The sequence below is a fragment of the Amycolatopsis sp. NBC_01488 genome, assembly GCF_036227105.1.
Taxonomy (GTDB): domain Bacteria; phylum Actinomycetota; class Actinomycetes; order Mycobacteriales; family Pseudonocardiaceae; genus Amycolatopsis.
This window is the reverse complement of record NZ_CP109434.1, coordinates 5,612,653-5,637,181: the sequence shown is the minus strand read 5'-3', so window position 1 is coordinate 5,637,181 and position 24,529 is coordinate 5,612,653. Positions and strand designations below refer to the sequence as shown.

General features: G+C 71.9%; 20 protein-coding genes and 1 pseudogene. 13 read left to right on the top strand and 8 right to left on the bottom strand.

The genetic code is table 11. The features are described 5' to 3' along the window. The first annotated feature begins 33 nt into the window (after positions 1 to 33). The 4 genes from OG738_RS26840 to OG738_RS26825 all read left to right on the top strand — a co-directional run bounded on the left by OG738_RS26840 (position 34) and on the right by OG738_RS26825 (position 5,879). Positions 34 to 1,266, top strand: a complete 1,233-nt coding sequence (locus OG738_RS26840; RefSeq protein ID WP_329044997.1) for a sensor histidine kinase — start codon at positions 34 to 36, stop codon at positions 1,264 to 1,266. Between the two features lie 187 nt (positions 1,267 to 1,453). Beyond that, positions 1,454 to 2,494, top strand: a complete 1,041-nt coding sequence (locus OG738_RS26835; RefSeq protein WP_329044996.1) for a S1C family serine protease — start codon at positions 1,454 to 1,456, stop codon at positions 2,492 to 2,494. Positions 2,495 to 2,631: 137 nt separating this feature from the next. Beyond that, positions 2,632 to 4,410, top strand: a complete 1,779-nt coding sequence (gene ftsH, locus OG738_RS26830) for an ATP-dependent zinc metalloprotease FtsH (protein WP_329044995.1) — start codon at positions 2,632 to 2,634, stop codon at positions 4,408 to 4,410. Further along, positions 4,407 to 5,879, top strand: a complete 1,473-nt coding sequence (locus OG738_RS26825) for an MFS transporter (RefSeq protein ID WP_329044994.1) — start codon at positions 4,407 to 4,409, stop codon at positions 5,877 to 5,879. Before ftsH ends, OG738_RS26825 begins: the two co-directional genes overlap by 4 nt. Before the next feature lie 316 nt (positions 5,880 to 6,195). On the opposite strand, the gene OG738_RS26820 is transcribed toward OG738_RS26825, so the two are convergent. Then, positions 6,196 to 6,459, bottom strand: coding sequence for a DUF2180 family protein (locus OG738_RS26820; RefSeq protein ID WP_329044993.1), 264 nt, complete (start codon positions 6,457 to 6,459; stop codon positions 6,196 to 6,198). Between the two features lie 187 nt (positions 6,460 to 6,646). Here OG738_RS26820 and OG738_RS26815 point away from each other — a divergent pair, with 187 nt between their 5' ends. The 3 genes from OG738_RS26815 (at position 6,647) to OG738_RS26805 (ending at position 9,793) form a co-directional block, all read left to right on the top strand. Beyond that, positions 6,647 to 8,011 (top strand): cytochrome ubiquinol oxidase subunit I, encoded by a 1,365-nt coding sequence (locus tag OG738_RS26815; protein ID WP_329044992.1) that lies wholly within the window; start codon positions 6,647 to 6,649, stop codon positions 8,009 to 8,011. Next, on the top strand, positions 8,004 to 9,203 hold the full coding sequence (locus tag OG738_RS26810; protein WP_329044991.1) for a cytochrome d ubiquinol oxidase subunit II: 1,200 nt from the start codon (positions 8,004 to 8,006) through the stop codon (positions 9,201 to 9,203). The genes OG738_RS26815 and OG738_RS26810 overlap by 8 nt, the downstream gene beginning before the upstream one ends. Before the next feature lie 122 nt (positions 9,204 to 9,325). Further along, positions 9,326 to 9,793 (top strand): DUF6069 family protein, encoded by a 468-nt coding sequence (locus OG738_RS26805; protein WP_329044990.1) that lies wholly within the window; start codon positions 9,326 to 9,328, stop codon positions 9,791 to 9,793. A gap of 131 nt (positions 9,794 to 9,924) precedes the next feature. On the opposite strand, the gene OG738_RS26800 is transcribed toward OG738_RS26805, so the two are convergent. The 4 genes from OG738_RS26800 to OG738_RS26785 all read right to left on the bottom strand — a co-directional run bounded on the left by OG738_RS26800 (position 9,925) and on the right by OG738_RS26785 (position 15,359). Then, complete coding sequence (locus tag OG738_RS26800) at positions 9,925 to 11,028, bottom strand: lysylphosphatidylglycerol synthase transmembrane domain-containing protein (RefSeq protein ID WP_329044988.1); 1,104 nt, start codon at positions 11,026 to 11,028, stop codon at positions 9,925 to 9,927. A gap of 86 nt (positions 11,029 to 11,114) precedes the next feature. Beyond that, positions 11,115 to 11,294, bottom strand: coding sequence for a hypothetical protein (locus OG738_RS26795; RefSeq protein WP_329044987.1), 180 nt, complete (start codon positions 11,292 to 11,294; stop codon positions 11,115 to 11,117). A gap of 1 nt (position 11,295) precedes the next feature. Continuing rightward, the gene (locus OG738_RS26790; protein WP_329044986.1) at positions 11,296 to 13,632 is read right to left on the bottom strand and encodes an FdhF/YdeP family oxidoreductase; all 2,337 of its coding nucleotides are present in this window, start codon (positions 13,630 to 13,632) and stop codon (positions 11,296 to 11,298) included. A 305-nt stretch (positions 13,633 to 13,937) separates the two neighbouring features. Next, positions 13,938 to 15,359 carry a CHASE3 domain-containing protein gene (locus OG738_RS26785; protein WP_329044984.1) on the bottom strand — a complete coding sequence of 474 codons (1,422 nt, stop codon included), beginning with the start codon at positions 15,357 to 15,359 and terminating at the stop codon, positions 13,938 to 13,940. Between the two features lie 35 nt (positions 15,360 to 15,394). Here OG738_RS26785 and OG738_RS26780 point away from each other — a divergent pair, with 35 nt between their 5' ends. Continuing rightward, positions 15,395 to 16,048 (top strand): response regulator transcription factor, encoded by a 654-nt coding sequence (locus tag OG738_RS26780; RefSeq protein WP_329044982.1) that lies wholly within the window; start codon positions 15,395 to 15,397, stop codon positions 16,046 to 16,048. Here OG738_RS26780 and OG738_RS26775 read toward each other — a convergent pair. Next, positions 16,026 to 16,412 carry a response regulator gene (locus OG738_RS26775; protein WP_329044980.1) on the bottom strand — a complete coding sequence of 129 codons (387 nt, stop codon included), beginning with the start codon at positions 16,410 to 16,412 and terminating at the stop codon, positions 16,026 to 16,028. The genes OG738_RS26780 and OG738_RS26775 overlap by 23 nt on opposite strands. A gap of 133 nt (positions 16,413 to 16,545) precedes the next feature. On the opposite strand from OG738_RS26775, the gene OG738_RS26770 reads away from it, so the two are divergent. The 4 genes and pseudogenes from OG738_RS26770 to OG738_RS26760 all read left to right on the top strand — a co-directional run bounded on the left by OG738_RS26770 (position 16,546) and on the right by OG738_RS26760 (position 20,189). Continuing rightward, positions 16,546 to 17,040, top strand: coding sequence for a hypothetical protein (locus tag OG738_RS26770; protein WP_329044978.1), 495 nt, complete (start codon positions 16,546 to 16,548; stop codon positions 17,038 to 17,040). A gap of 151 nt (positions 17,041 to 17,191) precedes the next feature. Next, positions 17,192 to 17,461, top strand: a pseudogene (locus OG738_RS44720) (KUP/HAK/KT family potassium transporter); the annotation flags it as partial. A 453-nt stretch (positions 17,462 to 17,914) separates the two neighbouring features. Further along, positions 17,915 to 18,583: a signal peptidase II gene (locus OG738_RS26765; protein WP_329044976.1), complete on the top strand. Its 669-nt coding sequence runs from the start codon at positions 17,915 to 17,917 to the stop codon at positions 18,581 to 18,583. A 58-nt stretch (positions 18,584 to 18,641) separates the two neighbouring features. Then, entirely contained in the window at positions 18,642 to 20,189 is a 1,548-nt protein-coding gene (locus OG738_RS26760; RefSeq protein ID WP_329044974.1) for an MFS transporter, read from the top strand. Between the two features lie 338 nt (positions 20,190 to 20,527). On the opposite strand, the gene frc is transcribed toward OG738_RS26760, so the two are convergent. Then, a complete protein-coding gene (frc, locus tag OG738_RS26755; protein ID WP_329044973.1) occupies positions 20,528 to 21,784 on the bottom strand; it encodes a formyl-CoA transferase in 1,257 nt (418 codons plus the stop codon). A 35-nt stretch (positions 21,785 to 21,819) separates the two neighbouring features. Then, a complete protein-coding gene (gene oxc / locus OG738_RS26750; RefSeq protein WP_329044972.1) occupies positions 21,820 to 23,589 on the bottom strand; it encodes an oxalyl-CoA decarboxylase in 1,770 nt (589 codons plus the stop codon). 160 nt (positions 23,590 to 23,749) lie between these two features. Between oxc and OG738_RS26745 the strand changes: the two genes are divergently transcribed. Beyond that, entirely contained in the window at positions 23,750 to 24,529 is a 780-nt protein-coding gene (locus OG738_RS26745) for a YoaK family protein (RefSeq protein WP_329044970.1), read from the top strand.

The following is a 24,529-nucleotide window of genomic DNA, read 5'->3' as shown; positions in this document are numbered from 1 at the left end:
CCGCGAACGCCGGCTTCGCCCGAAGCGAGGCTGGTGCGACGAGCGGCGTGGCGGCTGGGCGTCCAGGTCGGGTGTTCCGTCACGGCGATCGTCGTGCTGCTCTCGGCACTGGCGGTGTTCATGGTGCTGGACAGCCAGCAGCGCGCCGCCACCACGCTCCTCCAGCAGACCACCGCACAGGCCGAGGACGTGCAGGACCCACCGGCCGGGGTGTGGCTGGCCATCCAAGGACCGGGCGGCCTGAGCACGACACCGGGCGCCCCCGCCGTCCTGCCCGACCGGGCGGCCCTGGCCGCCGTCGCCAGAACCGGCGTCGCCGAAACCGGCGACGTCCAGAGCAACGGCGCGGACTACCGGGTGTACACGCGGGTACGGAACGGGCAAGTCGTCCAGGCGGCCCTGGACCTGCGCGCCGGCCACGAAGAGCGCGACCGCTTGCTCGCCGCGATGCTCGCCAGCGGCGGCCTGGGACTGCTGCTCGCCATGTGCACGGGTGTGTGGCTGGGACGACGCGCGGTGGCGCCGATGGCCGCGGCGCTGGGCCTGCAACGGCGCTTCGTGGCCGACGCCAGTCACGAACTGCGCACCCCGCTGACGCTGCTGTCGACCCGCGCGCAGGTGCTGCGCCGGCACTTGCGGCAAGGCGCCGATCCTCAACGGTTGACCGCCGAGGTCGACGGCGTCGTCGCGGACGCCGGGCACCTCACCGACATCCTCGAGGACCTCCTGCTCGCCGCCGACGTCCGCACGGACGGGCTCACCGCCACGATCGACCTGGTGGAGGTCGCCGCACGGGCCGCCGCGGCCGGCGCCCCGGCCGCCGTCGAGCGTTCCGTCACCATCGAGGCGCACCCGGCGGCGGCGCCGGTGCTCGTCCGCGGCACCCGCGGCGGTCTCCTCCGCGCGGTGACCGCCTTGGTCGACAACGCCGTGGCCCACGCCCGTTCCTCGGTCACGATCACCACCAGGCGGTCGGGAACCACGGGCGTGCTCGAAGTCGGCGACGACGGGCCCGGAATCGACGCGGCCGTGCTGCCCGGCCTGTTCGAGCGGTTCTCCTCCACCCGGCGCGACGGCGCGCTCGAGGGCACCTCACCTCGCCGCCACTACGGCATCGGACTGGCCTTGGTCGGGGAAATCGCCGCCCGCCACGGCGGCCACGTCTCGGCCGGCGACAACCCCGGCGGAGGCGCACTGCTGACCCTCACGCTGCCGCTGGCACCCGCCGATCATGGTTCCCGGGATTCAGCCCGCCCGACCGGCTGATCCTGGGCGCAGGCCTTCCACCTCCCCGAACACGCACCCTCTTCCTCGGTCCCGAGATTCCGTCGTAGGCAGCGGTGCCACGGGATTCCGGGTAGCCGGTAGCACGGTTTCCCGCTGGCCGCGCAGACGTCAGGCGGTCCGGCCGCGACGCTGACAGCAGACGTTCACCCACAGAGAGGCCAGGGACATGACCACCTCGAGCGGACACCATCGACTCAGGACACTCGTCGTCGGCGGAACCGCCGCGACCGCACTGGTGTTCCTGGCCGGTTGCGATTCTTCCGCCCCGGGTGCCACGGGGTCGACCGAGGGGACCACGCCCGTCGCGCAGGCCGCGCAGGCGGTGCAGGGGCAGTTCGTCAACGTCGTCAAGGACATCGGTCCGTCGGTCGTGCAGATCACCACCAGCCAGGGTCTGGGTTCGGGAATCGTCTTCGACACCGGGGGTGACATCGTGACGAACGACCACGTGGTCGCCGGCGGCAACTCCTTGCAGGTCACCCTGGCCAACGGCAAGCAGTACGCCGCGAAGTTCATCGGCAGCTTCCAGCCGGACGACCTGGCCGTCCTCCACATCACCGCCCCCGGCCTGCAGGCCGCCACGTTCGCCGATTCCAAGAACCTGTCCGACGGCGACGTCGTCATGGCGGTCGGCAACCCACTCGGGCTCAAGAGCAGTGTCACCGAGGGAATCGTCAGCGCGCTCGGCCGGACCGTGAGCGAGGACAACGGGGTCGTGCTGCCCAACGTGATCCAGACCAGTGCCGCGATCAACCCGGGCAACTCGGGTGGCGCGCTGGTGAACCTCGACGGCCAGGTGGTCGGCATCCCGACCCTCGCGGCCACGGACCCGCAGCTGGGCGGCGGCGCCGCCCCGGGCATCGGCTTCGCCATCCCGGCCAACATGGTGCACAACATCGCCATCCAGCTCGTCAACACGGGCACCGTGACCGACACCAACCGGGCGTACCTGGGCGTGCAGGTCGGCGCGACGACCAGCGGCTGGGTGCTGGTGACCGAGGTGGACGCGGGCGGCGGCGCCGCGCGCGCGGGCATCACGACCGGGGACGTGATCACCGCGGTCAACGGCACCCCCACGCCCGACCCGACCACGCTCGCCGAGACCGTCGCCGGCCTGAAGCCCGGCCAGACCGTGCCGGTGGCGGTCACCACGCCGGACGGGACGTCGCAGACCGTTCAGGTCACCCTCGGCCAGTACCCCGGCTGATTGCCGGAAAGGGGATCACCATGATCAGCAGGTCAGTCGGTTCGAGGGGCGCCCGGCAGCACACCGGTGACCGGCCGCCGGACCCACCGCCGGGCCGGCGGCCCGCGCCGCCGCCCCCACCGAGGTGGCGGAAGTGGTTGCTGCTGGCGGGAGTGATCGCCACCCTGGCCCTGTTCTTCGTCCCGTCCGGGTCTTCGGGCGGCAGCGCGGAGCAGGTCGGCTACTCCCAGCTGAAGACCGACATCGCGGCGAACCAGGTGCGGTCGGTCGCGATCGGGCCCGACGGGAACATCTCGGGCACGCTCACCAACGGCACGGCCTTCACCTCCAGCTATCCGCCCGGGATCGCCGATCCGCAGTTCGCGCAGCTGCTCGACACCCACAACGTGGCCGTCACCACGCAGCCGGCGCAGTCGTCGATCCTCGCGACCCTGCTGAACTTCCTGCCGCTGATCGTCGTGGTCGGCCTGTTCCTCTGGATGGGCCGCTCGGCGCGCCGGCAGATGGCGCGGCTCGGCGGGATCGGCCGCGCCAAGGGCAAGGTGTTCGACACCGAGCGGCCGGCGACGACCTTCGCCGACGTCGCCGGCTACGACGGTCCCAAGCAGGAGGTCACCGAGGTGGTCGACTTCCTGCGCAACCCGGAACGCTACCGGCGCGCGGGTGCGGTCGGTCCCAAGGGCCTGCTGATGGTCGGGCCGCCGGGGACCGGCAAGACGTTGCTGGCCAGGGCGGTGGCCGGCGAGGCCGGGGTGCCGTTCATCTCGGTCACCGGCTCGAGCTTCGTCGAGATGTTCGTCGGGGTCGGCGCGGCCCGCGTCCGCGACCTGTTCGCCGACGCACGCAAACGCGCCCCCTCCATCGTGTTCATCGACGAGATCGACGCGATCGGCCACAAGCGGGGCGGGCAGCTGGTCAGCAACGACGAGCGGGACCAGACCCTCAACCAGATGCTCGCCGAGATGGACGGCTTCGACCCGGCCACCGGGGTCGTCGTGATCGGGGCCACCAACCGGCCCGAGGTGCTGGACCCGGCGCTGCTGCGCCCGGGCCGCTTCGACCGCCAGGTCGTCATCCCGCTGCCGACGCAACGGGAACGCCTCGCGATCCTCGCGGTGCACAGCAAGGGCAAGCTGCTCGACGACGACGTCGACCTCACCGTCGTCGCCCGGGGCACCCCGGGGTTCTCCGGCGCCGACCTCGCCAACCTGATCAACGAGTCCGCGATCTTCGCAGTGCGCCGCGGCCGCGACGTGCTCGACGCGCTGGACTTCGCCGAGGCGCGCGACCGGATCCTGCTCGGCCACCGGGACAGCTCGAACGCCCTGCTGCCGGAGGAAAAGCACGCGGTCGCGGTGCACGAGAGCGGCCACGCGCTGGTCGCCGCGCTGTCCGAACACGGCGATCCCGTCGCCAAGGTGACGATCCTGCCGGCCGGCCAGGCCCTCGGCGTGACCGAGCAGCTTCCGGTCGACGAGCGGCACCTGTACTCGGCGGGCTACCTGCACGACTCGCTCGCCATCCGGATGGGCGGCCGGGCCGCGGAGCTCGTCGTGTTCGGCGCGGTCTCCACGGGCGCGGCCGACGATCTGGCCGGCGCGACCGCCCTCGCCACCCGAATGGTGCGTGAGTTCGGCATGAGCGCCGCGGTCGGCCCGGTCGGCTTCGGCGCCGAGCGGCCGACGTTCCTCGGTGGCGAGCAGGTCACCGGCCGCACCTACGCCGAGGCCACGCAACGGCTGATCGACCGCGAGGTGACCAGGCTGCTCCGCGAGGCCGAGCACCGCGCCGTCGCCCTTCTCACCGGCCACCGCGTCGCGCTCGACGACCTCACCGAACTGTTGCTGGACCGGGAAACCATCGACGGCATGGACGTGGACATGGTCCTCGACCAGGTCACCAGGAGACAGCCATGACGACGGCACGAGAACGAACCGGCCCGGCCGCGCGAAGCGAGGCGCCGGATCGGCGCCGCTGGCACGCCCTGGCCGTGACGCAGCTGGCCGCGTTCATGGTGCTGCTCGACGTGAGCATCGTGAACGTGGCGCTGCCCTCGATCGAGCGAGGCCTTTCCGCGCCGGCGGCCACCGTGCAGTGGGTGGTGTCCGGCTACGCGCTGACACTGGGGCTGACCCTGGTGCCGGCCGGCCGGCTGGGCGACGTCCTGGGGCGGCGGCGGATGTTCCTGATCGCGCTGGCCGCGTTCACGGTGGCCAGTGCGGTGACCGGTGCGGCGCCCACCGCCGGGCTGCTGATCGCCGCCCGGCTCGTCCAAGGCGTCGCCGGCGGCCTGCTCATCCCGCAGAACTCCGGCCTCGTGCAGGAACTGTTCTCCGGCCCCGAACGCGGTCGCGCGTTCGGGGTCCTCGGCGCGACCATCGGGCTCGCCACCGCGGCCGGCCCGGTGATCGGCGGGGTGATCCTGGGCGCGGTCGCCGGCCCGGACGCCTGGCGCTGGGTCTTCTACGTCAACGTGCCGATCGGCCTCGTCGCGCTGGTGCTCGCGGCCCGGCTCGTGCCCGCCACGGCGGGTGGCGGGTGGCGTGACGTGCACCTGGACCTGGTCGGCGCGCTGCTGCTCGGCGGCGGCGTGCTCGCGCTGCTGATCCCGCTGGTCGACGCCGGGGACGGCGGCGCGCACCGGCTGTGGCCGCTCTGGCCGGTGGCGGCCCTGCTGCTGGTGCTCTTCCCGTGGTGGGAGGCGCGGACCAGCCGGCGCGGGCACCAGCCGCTGCTGAACCCGCAGCTGTTGCGCACCCGCGGTTACCCCGCCGGGACGGGCATCGGTCTGGTCTACTTCGTCGGGTTCACCGGCATCTGGCTGGTGCTCGCGCTCTTCTTCCAGGACGGCCTGGGCTACACGCCGCTGCGGTCGGGCCTGGCGGTGACCCCGTTCGCGCTGGGCGTGACCATCTCCTCGGTGATCGCCGGCCGGCTCGTGTCCCGGCTGGGGCGGTGGGTGACCGTGTGCGGGCTGGCCGCCGGGATCATCGGGCTGACCGTCACCGCGCTGCTGTTGCGGCACGCCTCTGCCGGCTCGTCGTACTGGGTGACCGTCGCGCCGCTGTTCCTGGCCGGCCTCGGCGGCGGGATGGTGACCTCGCCGAACATGACCCTCACCCTGCAGGACGTGCCGGTGAGCATGGCGGGTGCGGCCGGCGGGGCGTTGCAGACCGCGCAGCGCGTCGGCGCGGCGATCGGCACGGCCGCGCTCACCACGATCTTCTACCACGTCCTCCTCACCAGCGGGAGCGACTACCCGGCCGCAGTCTCCGACGCCGTACTGGCCGCCGCGGGGTTCATGGCGCTGGCGCTGCTGCTGGCCGTCGCCGAACTCATCCGGCGGCGCACCGCCGCGCCGGCGCCCACCGCGGCGAGGTCGTGAACCACCAGGAAGGGACCCCGGATGCGCGGCGATGAGCCGCGCGACGCTCGGCGTGCGGATGGCCGGCCGGCAGGTGGGTGGCTCGATCAGCACCGCGCTGCTCGACGCCCTGGCCACCGCTGCCGTTCCGTCTCGCGACCACCGGGCCTTCGCACCCGCTTCTCGACGTGCACGCGGCGTGAGTCGTGAGCCGGCGCCGCCGTGCCGGGCGCGGGTGTGCACGGACTCCGGTCGAGTGCCCGTGCCCCCTGTTCCACGCATTCGGGCCCCCGGAGCCGAAAGTCGGCTCCGGGGGCCCGAAGTGTGGCACGCCTGCTTACCGGATCCCCGGCCCGTGTCCGGCCGGCGCCGCGAAGTGGTAGCGGCCGGCGTGATGGGCGCCCAGCGCCGTCGCGCAGGGCGGGCACGCGAGCTTGCGGATCTCGATGATGGAGCCGTCCATCGGCGCGAGACCCGTGAAGTCCCGGAGGGACTGGTGCCCGACGCGGACACACGACTCGCAGACGCCGGCGCCGCAGGTCGTGCACATGCCGATCGCGGGCCGGTCGTCGCCGTTGCTCGCACAGTCGAGGCAGCGCATCGGCTTTCTCCTTGTTCGTGGGGGTTTTCGGTGGACTCCCTCCAGTCTCGCGACGGCACCGGCTCCGGTCTGCACGGTCAGCGGCCGTTCTCCCTTCCAGGTAGCCGGTAGCGAAGGCCTGCCGCTGTCCGGGAAGCCGGACCGGCCGCCGAAGAGGATGCTGGTGTCCGGCAGTGAGGAGCAATCCATGATCGCGATCGCTTCGGCCTCGGCGAGCGGCTTCGCCCCGGTCGACCAGGCTTATCTGTTCCAGGCTCGGCAGATGCAGGCGTTGTCGCTGGCGGTGCACATCCCGCTCGTGTGCTTCGGGATCGCTTTCCCCGTGCTCGTGCTGTTCTGCGAGTGGCGGTACCTGCGGACGGGGGACGTCCACTTCCGCACGCTGGCGCGGCGCTGGTCGAAGGTGATGCTGGCGCTGTTCGCGGTCGGCGTGGTGACCGGGACCATCCTCAGCTTCGAGCTGGGTCTGCTGTGGCCGGGGTTCATGACGGACTTCGGCGCCGTGTTCGGCCTCGGGTTCACCCTCGAAGGGTTCTCGTTCTTCATCGAGGCGATCTTCGTCGCGATCTACGTCTACGGGTGGGACCGGCTGTCCCCCCGGAAGCACTTCCTGCTCGGGCTCCCGGTCGCGGTCGCCGGTGTCGCCGGCTCGATGTTCGTCCTGTCGGTCAACGGCTGGATGAACCATCCCGGCGGGTTCGCCGTGCGGGACGGCCGGGTCGTCGACGTGCACCCCTGGCAGGCGCTGTTCGGCAACCCCTTCTTCTGGCACGAGTTCGCACACATGTACTTCGCCGCCTACATCGTCGCCGGCTTCCTGCTCGCCGTCCCGTACGCCTGGGGATACCTGCGGGGCCGCCGGGATCGGTACCACCGCACCGCGCTGACGGTCGCGCTGTCCGCGGCGGCGGTCGCGGCGCCGCTGCAGGTGATCGTCGGTGACTGGGCGGCAAGGGAGGTCGGCCAGTACCAGCCGACGAAACTCGCCGCCATGGAGGGGCTGGCCCAGACCACCAACGGCGCGCCGGAGCACCTGCTGGGCTGGTACGACGGCCACGAGGTGGTCTGGGGCATCGCGATCCCGAAGTTGCTGTCGCTGCTGGCCTTCCACAACCCGAACGCGACGGTCCAGGGCCTGGACGCCGTGCCGCTGGCCGAGCAGCCGCCGGTCAACGTCGTCCGCTTCGCGTTCCAGACGATGGTCGGCATCGGAACGCTGCTGGCGCTGCTGGGGCTGGTGTACCTGTACATCCGGCTCCGGCGGAGGCAGCTGCCCCGCTCGCGGTGGTTCTACCGCGCCGTCGTGGCGGCCGGTCCGCTGTCGGTGGTCGCGCTGATCGCCGGCTGGATCACCACGGAGGTCGGCCGCCAGCCCTGGATCGTCTACGGCGTCATGCACACCGACCAGGCGGTCACGGGCGCGTCCGGGATCCCGATCGGCTACGGCGCCCTCGCCCTGGTGTACCTGGCGCTGGCCTGCGGCGTGGCGTGGCTGCTCCGCCGGCTCAGCCGGGCACCGCTGGACACCGCGGAGGTGGCTCACGATGGCTGACGTCCCGATGCTGTTCATCCTCGCCGGTCTCGCCGCGTACACCGTGCTCGCCGGCGCGGACTTCGGCGCCGGTCTGTGGACCCTTCTCACCGGCCGGAGCTCGGTCCGCGACCACGCCCGGCACGCCATGGGCCCGGTCTGGGAGGCCAACCACGTCTGGCTGATCTTCGTGCTGGTGGTGTGCTGGACCGCCTACCCCCTGGCCTACGGCTCGATCACCTCGACCCTCGCGGTTCCCCTGTTCATCGCCGCACTGGGGATCATCCTGCGCGGCGCCTCCTACGCGCTGCGCGGCCAGCTCGACGACGCACCCGGCCGTCACGCGATCGAGAACGTGTTCGCCTTGTCGTCGATCCTGACGCCGTTCGCACTGGGCGCCGTCGTGGGCGGCATCGCCTCCGGCCGCGTCCCGGTCGGCAACGCGGCCGGCGACCTCGTCACCAGCTGGCTCAACCCGACCTCGATCCTGACCGGCGCGCTGGCCGTCGCCACCGGTGCCCACCTCGCCGCCGTCTACCTGGCCGCCGACGCGCGACGGTCGGGCGAGCGGGCTCTGACGCGCCACTTCCGCACCCGCGCCCTGGTGTCCGGCCTGTGCGCGGGCGCGCTCGCGCTCGGCGGCCTGCTCGTCATCCGCGCCAACGCACCCGGCCTGTACACCGGCCTGACCCACAGCCCCGGCGCCGGCATGGTCGCACTGTCCACTGTGGTCGGTCTGGTCACGCTGATTCTGGTGTGGCGCAACCGCTTCGGGTGGGCCCGTGTCTCAGCGGCACTCGCCGTCGGCGCCATCGTCGCCGGCTGGGCCCTGGCCCAACGCCCGTACGTCCTCCCCGGACTCACCATCGACCAGGCCGCCGCCGACCGCGCCACGCTGGTCGCCGTGACCGTCGTCGTCGCCGTGGGCGCGGTGGTGCTGGTCCCGTCCCTGATCCTCCTGTTCCGGCTCTTCCTCCGCGGTCGCCTGGATCCGGCATCCCGGCCCGGCGTCGTCCCGGAGCCGCCGACCGCCGGCCATCCGGGGCCATCGCGGGCGTTGCCGGTCTTCGCCGGCGCCACCCTGCTCGTCGGCGCGGCACTGACCGTCTTCGCCGACATCGGCTGGCTCCTGGCTCTCGGCGTCCTCTGCCTGGCCGCCGCCGCGATCGCGACGTTCCGGCTCGCCACGGCGGACGCGGACCTCGATCGCTGACGGTCGGGCGGGCGAACCCCTGCTGTCCAGGTGCGGTGAATGCCTGGTAACAGCAATGCTCGCCGCATCGGCGGAAGCGCACATTGGGGTGAGGAGAACGGACCAGCCGATGGGAGCGAGACATGACGGACACACGGTTCGAACAGCGGCAGCAGCAACCGCCGAAGATCGACTCGCGGAGCCTGTGGACCGGCGGCGCGGCGACGGCCGTGGTCGCCGCACTCGTCGCGGTCGTTTGCGCGCTGGTCGTCCGCGGGGTGTTCGACGTCCCGGTCATCGCGCCCGGCAACGCGGACAGCGTGATCGACTACGTCGGCGCGACCTGGCTGGCGATGTTCGCGGTGCTCGGCAGCCTGCTGGCCACCGCGGTCGCGCACGTGCTCCTGCGGCTCGCGCCGCGCCCGATGGCGTTCTTCGGCTGGATCGAGGGACTGGTGACACTGGCCTTCGTGATCTGGCCGTACACCGTCCACGTCGGCGAGGCCGTCCAGTTCGCGAACGCGGCGCTGTACCTCGCGATCGGGACGGCGATCCGCATCCTGGTCACCTTCGCCGCCAAGCAGGCGGTCCAGCCGTTCCCCCGGGATTGAGCCGCGGCGACACGTCTGCCGGCCCTGTCGCCACCCAGCACGTCCCTCGTCGCTGTGCGCCACTGCCCGGTGGCGGCCGACCCTGCGAACCCGCAGTGTCCCACCCGCGCACGACGTCGCGCCCGGCCTGCTCAAGTGCCCACGCCACCGACTCGATCCCGCTCAGGGTCGCCTCCCCCGGTACCCAGTCCTTCGCGAACCGGCTGCCGGGCCGGCCGGTCGGGTCCGGGCGATCGGCGGATCGCGGCGATCGCCGTGCCGACGGCCGTGTTCAGGCCCGGGCTGAGGAGCCGGAACAGCAGCACGGCGGCCAGCGCGGGCTGGGCCGGGCTGCCGTGTGCGACGAGCACCGTGGTGATGGCGGCCTCCGTCGTCCCGAGGCCGGCCGGTGTCACGGCCAGCGTGGTGGTCACCACACCGGCGACGTAGGCGAGCACCAGTGCGCCGGGTGACGGCAGCGCGGCGCCGACGGCGAGCAGGCACAGCGCCAGGCACGCGGCGTCGGCGCACCAGTTGACCGCCGACCAGCTCACCGCGCCCAGCCAGTGCCGCCAGGCCGGCCGGATGCCGTTCAGCGTCGACGCGGCGGCGACCACCCGCTCGCGTCCAGTGTGGACAGGCCGGCGCCGCAGCAGGTTGAACCGGCCCAGCACCGCGGACGCGAACCGGATCACCGGGCGCGGATGTCGCGCCGCCCACCGGACCAGGGCGATCAGCCCGGGCACCGCCGCGACCTCGGCCGCGCCGAGGACCACCGTCACGGCGGTGAGGTGGCCCGCGAGCGTGAGCACCGTGCCGCCGACCAGCGCGATCGTCGCGGTCGACACGGCACCGGCGACGACCAGCGCCCACGCGGCCGAAGCCTCCGCGACACCGCGAGCCCGCAGCTGCCGGTAGACATAGGCGATCGCGAGCGCCGGCCCGCCGGGCAGGCTGCTGCTGACCGCACCGCCGACGTAGGTCACCGCCAGGTAGTCCCCGGTCCGGGGCCGCGTCGCACCCGCCGCGCCGAGCAGGACCCGGTGCAGCTGCGCGATTCCCAGCACGGACACCACCTCGACGAGCACCGCGGCCGTCAGCCAGCCCGGGCGCACCGCGACCAGGACCCGCAGCGTCGCGGTCACCACCGACGGGTGGGTCACCGCGGCGACGACGAGCACACCCGCCACCACCGTGCCCGCGACCGGACGAACCCAGCGTCGCCGGCTCCGGCGCGCACCGTCCACTGTGTCCACGAGAGCTTCCCCGCCGGCCGGAGGGCGTCGCCGTCCCGGCGTCGCAGCAGGCAGTTCGCCCGTCTTCACCGGCGCCCGGCGCGGGGTCAGCATGCCCGCCGTCCCCGCGGAGCGGTCGCCCAGTGCCGGCCGGTCAGGTCCGCGTCGGCGGACGACGCCGGCGGCATGGAGCCGCGGGCCACGGACCGGCTGACCGCATCCACAGCGCCACGTCCGCCCAAGCCGAAGAAGCCCAGGGGCGCGAAGGCCGACGCGGCGAAGTCCATGTCAGCTCCCGTGTGCGGGTGTCACCGTGACGACGAGGTGCTTGGTCACCGGCTGCTCGCTCTGGGTCGAGACGTCGGCGATGCCACAAAGGACGTTCAGTTCGGGCATGTAGCCCGCCGCGCACCCGGCCGGGATCTCGTACTGGACCGCGCGGTACCCGTGGACGGTCCGCGTCGAGCCGTCCTTGGAGAAGCTGGTGACGTCGACGAGGGCGAACTGCTCGAGGCCGCGCTCGCGCATGTCGTGCTCGTTCATGAAGATCACCGTGCGCAGGCCCTTGAGGCCGCGGTAGCGGTCGTCGTTCGAATAGATCGTGGTGTTGAACTGGTCGTGGGATCGGATCGTGGCCAGCACCAGCCGGCCGTCGCCGGGGTCGACGTCGTCGGGCAGCGGTGGGTGCGAGAACTCGGCCATCCCCGATGGGGTGCGGAAAACCCGCTCCCGGGCGAACTGGTGGATGCGGAAGCCGTGGGGTTGGCGGGCGCGGCGGTTGACGTCCTCGAATCCGTCCAGGACCCGGGCCATGGTGTCGCGGATCCGGTCGTAGTCGGCGACGTACTCCTCCCACGGTGTCGCGCTGTCCGGCAGCGTCGCCCTGGCCATGCCGGCCAGGATCGCCGGCTCCGACCGCAGGTGCGGCGACACGGGTTTCCGCATCCCGGACGAGATGTGCACCATCGACATCGCGTCCTCGACCGTGACGCCCTGTTCGCCGCTCGCCTGCAGGTCCTTCTCGGTGCGGCCCAGGCACGGGAGGATCAGCGCGCGCCGGCCGTGCACGAGGTGGCTGCGGTTCAGCTTGGTGCTCACCTGGACGGTCAGCTCGCAGGTGCGCAGTGCCGCGTACGTGTACCGCTGGTCCGGCGTGGCCAGGGCGAAGTTCCCGCCCAGCGCGACGAAGACCTTCACGTCGCCGCGGCGCATCGCCTCGATCGTGTCCACGGTGCCCAGGCCGTGCTCGCGGGGCGGGTCGATGCCGCACACCTCGGCGAGCCGGTCGAGGAACTGCTCGGGCGGCTGGTGGGTGATGCCACAGGTGCGGTTGCCCTGCACGTTGCTGTGCCCGCGCACCGGGCACGGACCCGCGCCCTCCCGGCCGATGTGGCCGCGCAGCAGCAACAGGTTGGTGATCTCCCGCACCGTGTCGACGCCGTGCTCGTGCTGGGTGACGCCCAGGCACCAGGCGATGATCAGCCGCTCCGAGCGCAGGTAGGAGCCGGCCAGCTCGCGGATCCGCGCCTCGGGGACGCCCGAGCCCCGGACCAGGTCGGCCCACGGGGTGGCCTCGACCAGCGCGCGGTAGTCCGCGAAGCCGCGCGTGTAGCGCTCGATGAAGTCGTGGTCGAGCGCGGCCGGGTCCTGCTCGAAGACCGCCTTCGCGACGCCGCGCAGGAGGGCCAGGTCGCCGCCGATCCGCACCTGCACGGTCATCGTGCCGACCCGCGTGGTGTGGAAGGTCGCCATGTCGACGAACTCGTGCGGCACGATCGTGCGCCGGGACGCCGCCTCGATCAGCGGGTTGATGTGGACGAGCTGGGCGCCGCGCCGGTCGGCCTCGGCCAGCCAGGTCAGCATGCGCGGCGCGTTCGACGCGGCGTTGTCGCCCAGCACCCAGATCGCGTCGGCGGCCTCCCAGTCGTGCAGGTCGACCGTGCCCTTCCCGCTGCCGATCGCCGCCGTCATCGCGCGGCCGCTGGCTTCGTGGCACATGTTCGAACAGTCCGGCAGGTTGTTCGTGCCGAACTCACGCACCCACAGCTGGTAGAGGAACGTCGCCTCGTTGGACAGCCGCCCCGAGGTGTAGAACGACGCCTGGTGCGGGCTGTCCAGCGCCCGCAGCGTGTCGCCGACCAGCGCGAACGCGTCGTCCCAGGAGATCGGCTCGTACCGGTCCGTCGCCGGGTCGTAGGACAGCGGCTCCGCGAGCCGGCCCACGGCCTCCAGGTCGTAGTCGGTCCAGGACGCCAGCTCGCGGACGGTGTGCGCGGCGAAGAACTCCGCGTTCGCCCGCGCCGGCGCCAGCTCCCAGGTCGCGTGCTTGACGCCGTTCTCGCAGATGTCGAGGCGCAGCCCGGTCGGGTCGTCCGGCCACGCGCACCCGGGGCAGTCGAAACCACCGTTCTCGTGGTTCATCACGAACAGCGCGCGGACGCCGTCCACCGGCTCACCCGCGCGCCTCAGCACCTGGGCGACGCTGCGGGCCGCACCCCACCCGGCGGCGGGATGGTGGTACTCGTGCCGCGCGTGGTCACCGCGAGGCACCGGTCCCCGGCCCAGCGCCGGCTCCCCCGGTGTCGCGCCGAGCATCCGGTCCTCGGGCTCGTCCGTCTGTGACATGGGCGTTTCCTCTCTGCCGGTGCGCACCGAACACGTTTCCACCCCGCGGCCGTGCTGCCTTCCCGACCAGCGGCCAATCCCGCTACCGGCTAGCGGTAAGGCGCCGGCTCGGCTGGTGGGTGATCGGTTCGACCGGTGGTACCGATGCCGTCGTGCGCAGCGTGGTCACCGCGGGTGCGATCCCCGCTCGCCCGCGTGCCGGAGACACCCTCGAACACGGCGTCGACCTGGTGCCGGCGGACGACGTCACGTCGCCGGCGTCACCGCCGACGGGGCGACCGCCGGCTGCTCGCCGAGCACCGGGCCTAGCGGGCGTCCCCCGGCGCCGCGCCGGCGGGCAGCAAGGGCAGTTCGACGGTCAGTTCGGTGCCGTCTCCCGGCGGGCTGGTCAGCTTCAGCGTGCCGCCGAGTGCCTCCACCCGGTCCACCAGCCCGGCCAGCCCGGAGCCCGGCGTGGGGCTCGCGCCGCCGACGCCGTCGTCGTGGACCCTCAGGCACAGGCGGTCCACTGTGGAGCGTGCCTCGATCGTGACGACCGTGGCCTCGGCGTGCTTGGCGGCGTTGGCGAGTGCCTCGGACACCACGTAGTAGGCGGCGACCTCGACGGGCTCGGCCGGTCGTTGCGGCACGTCCAGGTCCAGCTCGACCGGCACCGGCGAGCGACGGGCGAGGGCTTTGAGCGCGGGGCCGAGCCCGCCCTCGGACAGGATCGCCGGGTGAATGCCGCGGGACAGCTCGCGCAACTCGTCCAGCGCGGCCGCCAACCCGTCCGCGACCTGCCCCGCCTGCACGGCGTTGTCCTCGGGCAGCTCGGCCTCGACGGTGCGCAGATCCAGCACGAGCGAGACGAGGCGTTGCTGGATGCCGTCGTGCAGGTCGCGTTCGATGCGGCGACGGGCCTGGTCGCCGGCGGCCACGATGCGGGCGCGGGACGCGGCCAGCTCCGCCCGGTTCCGGCGCATCGACGCGGCCATGGTGTTGAAGCTGCGCTCCAGCACGCCCACCTCGCCGGGGCCGTGGCCGGGGAGCTGGACGTCCAGGTCACCGCCCGCGATGCGGCCGGCCATGACCGCGGCCCGGCGCACCGGGCGGGCGATGGCACAAGTGAGATAGGCCCCGAAGGCCACGACGAGCGCGAGCGAGCCGGCCAGCCCGAACGCGGCGGCCACGCTCGCCCGGTGGTCGGCCGCCGCGGCTTGGGCCTGCCGCTGATCCGCTTTGGTGGTTTCCGTCGCACCGAACCGGTCGAAGTCGGCGCGGAGGGTCTCGATGCGGGCCTTGCCCTCCTGGGTGACGGCGATGGTCCGCGCGGCGGCCGGGTTGGTGCGGGTGGTGTTCAGCAGCGGGATCGAGTAGTCGTCGAGGTAGGAGGTGATGGTCTGGTCGATCTGCCGCACGGCGGCCAGCTGGGTGGGGTTGTCCGCGACCAGCGCCGCCAGCTCGCGCACCTGCCCGGGAATCGCCGCCCGCGCGGTCGTCCACGGATCCAGGAACGCCTCCTGCGCCGTGATGATGAACCCGCGCTGGCCGGCCTCCAGGTCCACCACCAGCTTCTCCAGGTGGTTGGCGCCGACCAGGACCTCGCCGGACCGGCCGGCCTCCTGCTGGAGGTCCCGCAGCCGGCCCACCGACGACAGCAGGACCGCGAACGCCACCGCGACCACCACCGCGAGCACGGCGCTGGCCACGACCAGGCGAAAGGTCAGCCCGCCGCGCACGTCGCGCACCCGTCCGGCTCCCACGCTGGTCGATAATGCGCGGTATGACCGCAACGCGGGTAGTCCTGGCCGACGACGACGTGCTCCTCCGCGAGGGGCTGGCGAGCCTGCTCGCCCGGTCCGGTTACGAGGTGGTGGGGCAGGCCGGGGACGGCCCCGGGGTGCTCGACGTGGTCCGCGAGCACCGGCCGGAGCTCGTGGTCGTGGACATCCGGATGCCGCCCACCCACGGCACGGAGGGCCTGGCGGCGGCGCGGGTCATCCGCGCGGAACTGCCCGGCACCGCGATCCTGGTGCTGTCCGCGCACGCCGAGGTCGAGCACGCCATGGAGCTGCTGGCCAGCGGCCGCGGCATCGGCTATCTGCTCAAGAGCCGGGTCGCCGACGTAGCCGAGTTCCTCGACACGCTGGACCGCGTCGCCCGCGGCGGTTCCGTGGTGGACCCGGCACTGGTGCGAGAGCTGGTGTCGGTGCGCCGCAAAGAGGATCCGCTCGCGGTGCTCAGCGCGCGGGAACGGGAGGTGCTGGCGTTGATGGCCGAGGGCCGCTCCAACGCCGGCATCGCGAAGCGGCTGTGGGTCGCCGAGGGCACCGTGGAGAAGCACGTACGCAGCATCCTTTCCAAGCTGAACCTGCCCGAAACCGGGGACGATCATCGGCGGGTCCTGGCCGTGGTCACGTTCCTGGATGCCCAGTAGGCGCTCCGTTGCTGCCGTCCCGGCCACCGTCCAGCAGGTCCAGGATCGCGCGGGCGGACAGGATCGTCTTGGGCAGGAACCCGATGGCGGGGCTGTCGGCGATCAGGTCCCGGTAGTCCTGTCCGGACCGCGTCGAGATCAGGATGGTCCGGACCCCGTCCAGCCGCCCGGCCAGCTCCAGACCGCTTTCCGCGCCCAGGCCGATGTCCACCAGCGCCACGTCCGGCCGCTGTTCCGCCACCAGCCGCAGCGCCTCCGCTCCGGTGGAGGCGACACCCGCGACCGTCATCCCCTGCCGCCGCAGCAATCGCCGCGCGGCGTTCAGGAACGCCGCGTTGTCGTCGACGATGATGCAGCTCACCACGAGACCAGCATCTCAAGTGCGCGGGCGCCCTGCATTGCGGCTACCCGGAATCCGAGGTCGCCGCTAGCGGTGACGACGTGCGCCGCCTGGAGCCGCACGCTGGAAGGAGACCCAACAATACGACGGAGGCGTGATGACGGCCCTCATTCCGGCACCGACCCGCTCGGTGCTGCTCCAGCGGATCCAGCCCGCGATGACCGGACTCATCGACGGCTCACTGTCGACGCTGGCGCCGATCTTCGCCGTGGTGCTGGCCACGCACAGCCCGCACTACGCGTTCTTCGCGGGCCTCGCGACCGCGCTCGGCGCGGGCGTCAGCATGGCGTTCTCGGAAGGCCTGTCCGACACCGGCGACCTCACCGGCCGGGGCAACCCCTACGTGCGCGGCGCGATCACCGGCGCGGGCACCTTGCTGGGCGGAATCCTGCACACGCTGCCGTTCCTGATCCCCCATTACCAGGCCGCGTTGATCGTGGCGGTGTGCGTGATCGCGTTCGAACTGCTCGCACTGGCCTGGATCCGCTGGCGCTTCTTCGGCACCCGCTTCCTGTCCTCGGTCGCCTCGATCACTTTGGCCGGCGTGATCATCGCCGGTCTCAGTGCGGCACTGGGCGGACTGGCGGGATGACCCCATACCTTTCCAGGCAAGGGAATCGCGTCTCGGCGAAGCACCCCGCCGGCGTTCCGGGCCAACGTCGCCGGCAACCACGTCCGGCACGAGCGCGTCGTGATCGTGTCCAGCCGCACGGCAAAGGTGCCACACGTGCCGTGGCCGGAGTGTGGACGACGGCACCGTCCACCTCGCCGTGACGTTCGGTTTCCTGGACACGCCGGACCTGCCCGATGTCCTGCGCCACGTCGCCGGCCGGTACCCGGAAACGGATTTCGCCCCCGACGAGGCCACCTGCTTCGTGTCCCGCCCGCTGGTGCTCCGCGACGGCACACCAGGCATGGCTGCGTGGCGCAAACGGCTGTTCGTCGCACTCGCCAACAACGGCCCGGGCAAGGCCCTCATGGTCAACCTGCCCAGGCAGCGGACCATCGTCCTCAGCACCGAGGTTCCGCTCCAGCCCGCGGCCACCACGCCATGGGGCTGCCGGCCGAGCCGCATCGCCCGTGGCGGACTTCCTCGACACCCGGGACGGGGTGGCTGCGTGGTCGATCCCGCACTGGTCCAGGAACTGTGTCGGTGCGGCGTTGTCGTTCACGGCGTCTGCGCTCCGAGCGGAGTTCGTGCCGCCGTCGCTCTGCCGTGGACGAACCCGTTACGGGGTAGGGAGAACTCAGGTCCGCGCGACCGCACCGGAGACGCCGGTTCCGTTCCTCCCCGCTGGCAGGTGTCGTCCCCCCTGCCAGCGGGGGGCCGCGGGGGCAGCCCGCAGGAAGCCCGGATTCCCCGCTGGCCACCGTCAAAGTCGGCCGCAGGCAGCGATGTCCGACGGGCACCGGGACGCGACGCTGGGAGCGAGCCCCTCATTCGCGGACCACGTGGAGGACATCCCATGAACCCCGACATCGGCGCAGCCGTCCTCGACCCGCCCCGGGAAACGACGCTCAGCAGGCCACAGTGGACGGTCGTGTTCCTCGTCGCCGCGGTGGTCATCGTGGACCAGGCGACCAAGTGGTGGGCCTGGCGGGATGTCTCCGACGCGGAAATCAATTTCGGCGGCGACCCGCTCGTCGGGTCCACGGTCGGCGCCTGGTTCGCGAATCGCGTGACCGGCGGGCTGCTCGACCTCGTGAGTTCCCTCGTCCTGACCGCCGCCGTCCTCGTCCTGGCGCGCAACCGCTACCCGGTCGTCCTCCGGACCACCGCGGCCCTGGCGGTCGGCGGTTGGAGCAGCAACCTGCTCGACCGCCTCGGCCTGCACTGCGTCACCGCGCCGGGCAGCATTCGCGGGGCCGTGGACTTCATCCACGTCGGCGCTTACTACCTCAACGTCGCGGACTTCGTCATCATCGCCGCGACGGTGGTCTTCCTGCCGGCACTCGGCTACCGGTGGATGACCGCCGTGCCGGCCGGCGCAAAGGCAGCGGCGGCGGGCGCGTTCAGCCAAGTGCGCGCACGAGTGCGCATCGCGGTCGCGGTCGGCGCGACCGGCCTGATCGTCGCCGTGGCGCTCGGCGTCGCGAACTACGGCGGGATCACCGCACCAGGGAGTGGAGCGTGAACGTGCGGAACAGAACCTTGTCCGTCTTCACCGGGAAGCCGGCTCGCCGAGGTGCTCGATGAGGACTTCCTCCGCACCGCACGGGCGAAAGGCCGCCGTCGCCGACGCATCGTCCAGAGTCGTCCGCAGCCGGATCCCAGCGCGCCTGGACCGGCTGCCGTGGACCCGCTTCCACACCCGCCTGGTGCTGGCACTCGGTGTCGCCTGGGTGATCGACGGGTTGGAGATCACCGTCGCCAGCTCCGTCGGCGGGGTTCTGGGGGACGCCGACACGCTGCGCATGTCGACCACCGCGGTCGGCATGATCGCCACCGTCTACCTGGTCGGCCAGGTGGTCGGCGCCCTCGTGTTCGGCAGGCTGTCCGACCGGCTCGGGCGGCGCAGGCTGTTCGTGGTCACCCTCGGGGTGTACCTGGTCGGCAGCGGGCTGACCGCGCTGACGCTCGGCCACGGCACGGGCTGGGTCGTCTTCCTGTTCGCCACGCGGCTCGTCGCCGGCATGGGCATCGGCGGCGAGTACGCCGCGATCAACTCGGCCATCGACGAGATGATCCCCGCCCGGTACCGCGGCCGGGTCGACATCGGCGTCAACGGGACCTACTGGGCCGGTGCGATCCTCGGCACGCTCGGCACCCTGCTGCTCCTGCACGTGTTCCCCCCGTCATGGGGCTGGCGGCTCGGCTTCCTGCTCGGCCCCGTCCTCGCCGTCGCGATCATCTACGTTCGGCGCAACCTGCCGGAGAGCCCGCGCTGGCTGGTGATGCACGGCCGCGCGGCCGAGGCCGAACGGGCCATGGCGGCGATCGAGGCGCGGGCAGCGGCGACCGGACGGTCACTGCCGCCGGTGGACCCGCACGACGCGATCGAAGTCGAACCGGTCAAGGTGGGGTACGCAGCCGTGCTGCGGGTGCTGTTCGTCCAGCACTGGCGCCGGTCCGTGCTCGGCGCCACCCTGATGATCACCCAGTCCTTCCTGTACAACGCCATCTTCTTCACCTACGTACTGGTCCTCACCAAGTTCTACGGCGTGGACGGCGCCGACGCGCCGCTCTACCTGATCGGGTTCGCGGCCGGGAACCTGCTGGGCCCGCTCACGATCGGGCGCCTGTTCGACACGATCGGGCGCAAGCCGATGATCGCCGGGACCTACCTCCTCTCCGGCGTGCTGCTCGCCGTCACCGCGTACCTGTTCGACCATGGCCTGCTGACCGCGGTCACCCAGACCATCGCCTGGTGCGTCATCTTCTTCTTCGCCTCGGCCGGCGCCAGCGCCGCCTACCTCACGGTCAGCGAGATCTTCCCCCTCGAGGTCCGCGGGCAGGCGATCGCGGTGTTCTTCGCCGTCGCACAGTGCTTCGGCGCCGTCGGTCCCGTGCTCTACGGCGACCTCATCGGCACCGGATCCGACCCGGCCCGCCTGTTCGTCGGCTACCTCGTCGGCGGCGGCGTCATGGTCATCGGCGGCGTCGCCGAGCTCGTCTTCGGCATCCGCGCCGAACGCGTGCCCCTGGAGAGCGTCGCCCGCCCGCTGTCCACGGTGCCGGGCATCGCCACCCCGGGAGCAGCCGGCGCGACGACGACCTTCTCTCCGCGCCACCAGGCGTGATTCGCTGCGGCAAGGGTGTCACCACGGCCAGGCAATTACCACTGCGACGGTCACATCCTCGGCGAGAAACCCGAGAGCGAACGGAATGACACGTTCGCCGTCCCGGTCCGCGGCGAGCAGCAGGTTCTCCAGGACCACGATGAGGTGGCGGGCGCCGGCCTCGGGAACGCAGTCAGAGCAACGTGGTCATCATCCGGACGAGTTCGGTGTCGTCCTCCACGACCAGCACGGGGCCCGGCTCAATTCCTCCGTGGCCGCCATGCCGCCCGGCACCAGGCCGGGCGCACGCCGAGCGCCCGGTGTGCGGGCATCCGCACACCGGGCGCTCGGCGGGACGGTCAAGCGACGACGTTCTCGGTCCGCAACCGGGCGATGGCGTCCGCGTCGTAGCCGAGGCTCGCGAGGACTTCGTCGGTGTGCTCGCCGAGCAGCGGTGCGCCGGTGATCTCGGGGGTGAAGCCGGAGAACTTCACCGGGCTGCCGACCGTGAGGTAGGTGCCGCGCCCCTTCTGCTCGACCTCGATCACGGTGCCGCTCTTGCGCAGGTCGGCGTCGTGGGCGATCTCCTTCATGGACAGCACCGGCGCGCACGGCACCCCGAAGGTCCGGAGGATGTCGACCGCCTCGTACTTGGTCTTGTCGGCCAGCCACTTCTCGATCTCGGCGAAGATGTCGAAGATGTGCGTCTCGCGGGCCCGCGCCGTGTCGTACTCGGGGTCGGCCACCCACTCCGGCTTGCCGATGGCCTCGCAGGTGCGGGCCCAGTTCTGCTCCTGGATCGTGAAGTAGATGTAGGCGTTGGGGTCGTCCTCCCAGCCCTTGCACTTCAGCACCCAGCCGGGCTGCCCGCCGCCACCCGCGTTGCCGCCGCGCGGCACCACGTCGGTGAACGTCCCGTTCGGGTACTGCGGGTACTCCTCCAGGTAGCCGACGCGCTCCAGCCGCTGCTGGTCGCGCAGCTTGACGCGGCAGAGGTTGAGCACGGCGTCCTGCATGGACACCGACACCTTCTGCCCCTTGCCGGTCTTTTCGCGGTCGACGAGCGCGGTGAGGAGGCCGATCAGCAGGTGCATCCCGGAGTTGCTGTCACCGAGCGCCGCGGCGCTGATCGTGGGCGGGCCGTCCCAGAAGCCGGTGGTCGAAGCGGCGCCGCCGGCGCACTGCGCCACGTTCTCGTAGACCTTCAGGTCGGCCCAGGAGGACTCGTCGTTGAAGCCCTTGACCGAGCCGAAGATCAGGCGCGGGTTGAGCTCCTGGATACGCTCCCACGAAAGTCCCATGCGGTCCATGGCGCCCGGCGCGAAGTTCTCGACCAGGATGTCGGCGTCCCGGATCAGCCGCTCCATGACGGCCAGGCCTTCCGGCGTCCGGGTGTTGATCGCGAGCGACCGCTTGTTGCTGTTGAGCATGGTGAAGTACAGGGCGTCGACGTCGGGGATGTCACGCAGCTGGGTGCGGGTCACGTCCCCGCCGTCGACGCGCTCGACCTTGAGGACGTCCGCCCCGTACCAGGCGAGCATCTGGGTGCACGCCGGGCCGGCCTGGACGCCGGTGAAGTCGATCACCTTGGTGCCGGTGAGAGGCAGTTCGGTCATGATTTCCGTCTCCTTCGAAGTAGCGGTTCGCCGGGTCACTTGGCCGGCACGACGGTGATGCCCGCCGGGTTGAGGTTGGTGAGGTGGCCGCTCTCGGTGCCGTCCGTCGGGTCGATCTCGCAGTCGATGAGCGCGGGGCCGCCGGAGTCCAGGGCCTCGGTGAGCGCGTCGGCGAGCTCGGCGGGCGTGGTCACGCGGTAACCCTTGCCGCCGAACGCCTCGATGAGCAGTTCGTGGTGGGCGGTCCGCATGAGCGTGGTCGGGGACGGGTCCGGGGAGACCTGGTTGACGCCGTCTCCCTTGTAGATCCCGCCGTTGTTGAGGATCACGGTGACGACCGGCAGCCGGTAGCGGCAGATCGTCTCCAGCTCCATCCCGCTGAACCCGAACGCGCTGTCGCCCTCGACGGCCACCACCGGCGCGCCGCTCTCGACGGCGGCGGCGATGGCGTAGCCCATCCCGATGCCCATCACGCCCCAGGTACCGCTGTCGAGGCGATGGCGCGGCACCCGCATGTCGATGATGTTGCGGGCGATGTCGAGCGCGTTGGCGCCCTCGTTGACCACGTAGACCTCGGGGCGCGTGTGGACGACGTCCCGGATCGCCCGCAACGCGCCGTCGAACCGCATGGGGTGCGGGTCGGCCGCGAGGCGGGTGGCCATCCTGGCCGCGTTCTGCGCCACCTTGTCCGAAAGCCGGTCCCGCCATGCCTGCGGGGCGCTGACCTGGCGCCGCCACGGCTCCGGGACCGTGACCTGCGGAGGCGCGAGCCGGTCGAGCAGCGCCGCCATCACCGAGCCGACGTCGCCGACGAGCGGTGCGGCCACCGGCTGGTTGCTGTCCAGTTCGGACGCTTGGATGTCGACCTGGATGAACGCCGCGTCCGGGTTCCACTGCGGTGCCTCGCCGTGCGCGAGCAGCCAGTTCAGCCGCGCGCCGACCAGGAGCACCACGTCGGCCTCGCGCAGCGCCAGCGACCTGGCCGCGGCCACCGACTGCGGGTGGTCGTCGGGCAGCAGGCCCTTGGCCATCGACATGGGCAGGTACGGCAGGCCCGTGGTCTCCACGAACCGCCGGATCTGCGTGTCGGCCTGGGCGTAGGCGGCTCCCTTGCCGAGCACCACGAGGGGCTTGCGTGCGTGGGCGAGCAGGGCGATCGCCCGGTCCACGGCCTCGGGCGCGGGCAACTGGCGCGGCGCGGCATCGACGACACCCCACAGCGTCCCGGCTACCGCCGCGTCGACGACCTCGCCGAGCACCGCGGCCGGGATGTCGAGGTAGACCCCGCCCGGCCGGCCGGAGACCGCCGTGCGGATCGCCCGGGCGACGCCGCGGCCGATGTCCTCGGCCCGGTCCACCCGGTAGGCGGCCTTGGCGAACCGTTCCGCCGCGGACATCTGGTCCATCTCCTCGTAGTCGCCGCGCTTGAGGTCGACGAGGTGCCGCTCGCTGGACCCGGAGATCTGCACCATGGGGAAGCAGTTCGTGGTGGCGTTCGCGAGTGCGGTCAACCCGTTGAGGAAGCCCGGCGCGGACACCGTGAGGCAGATGCCCGGCTTCTTCGTCAGGAAGCCGGCCGCCGCGGCCGCGTGCCCGGCGTTGCTCTCGTGCCGGAAGCCGAGGTAGCGGATGCCCTCGGCCTGGGCGACCCTGGCCAGGTCGGTGATGGGAATACCGGCGACGCCGTAGATCGTGTCGACGTCGTTGAGCTTGAGCGCTTCGACGACGAGGTGGTACCCGTCGGTCAGCGCGGGCCGGGCGGCACCGGCGTCCGGCGTCACCGCCGGCTCGGAAGTCGTGGTCATCCGGAGTCCTCCTGTTTCGGTGGATGTGCCGTTACGTCCACATTCCGGCGCGAGCGGTCGCGTTTTCAAGATTGACCGGTAATCGCTCGATACAGGGATTTCATTGGACGCGTGGCCGCGTGCGGGCACAAACTCGCGAATGAGGAAATGAGGAGGAATGATGACAGCTGAGCTATCCGATCGGCACGTCGACCACGCCGCGGTGCACGCGACGCCGAAGCTCGTGGCCGTTCGCGACCGGCTACTGGTGGCGTTGGCGTTCTCGGCGGGTATCTACGACGCGATCTGCTTCCTGTCCTTCGGGAAGGTGTTCACCGGGTTCCAGACCGGGAACGTCGTGTTCCTCGGACTCGGCCTCGCCGGTGTGCGACCACCGGCCGGCCCGAACCCGGTCTCCGTGATCGTCTCCCTCGCCGCGTTCATGGCGGGCGCCGCGGTGGCGATGTGGCTGCTCCGGCGGTTCGACGGGGACGAGGAGGTGGAGGACGAGAACGTCTTCACGGTGTGGCCCACCGGGGTGTCCCGCACGCTCGTGGCGGTTCTGTTCGCGCAGGTCGGCTTCCTCGTGGTGTGGATGGCGACCTCGCCCTCCCCCGCGGTGACCTACGCCCTGCTCGGCCTGAACGCGTTCGGGATGGGGCTGCAGATGAACGCCATCCGGGCGCTCCACGTGCCCGCCGTCTCCACCACCGCGGCGTCGGCGACCCTCATCAGCCTGACCAGCGGCCTCGCGTCGTGGTCGTTGAAGGGACATGTGGCGCGCCGGTTGGCCGGAGTCCTCGTGAGCATGGTCGCCGGGGCACTGGCCGGGGCGTGGCTGGTCGGCCACGCGCATTTCTACGCACCGGTGCTCCCGGTGCTCGTGATCGCGGGTGTGATCGTGATTGCCTCGGCGGCGCTGAAAAAGACTCAACGGCAAGCTGATTCCCAGGAGTGGTGA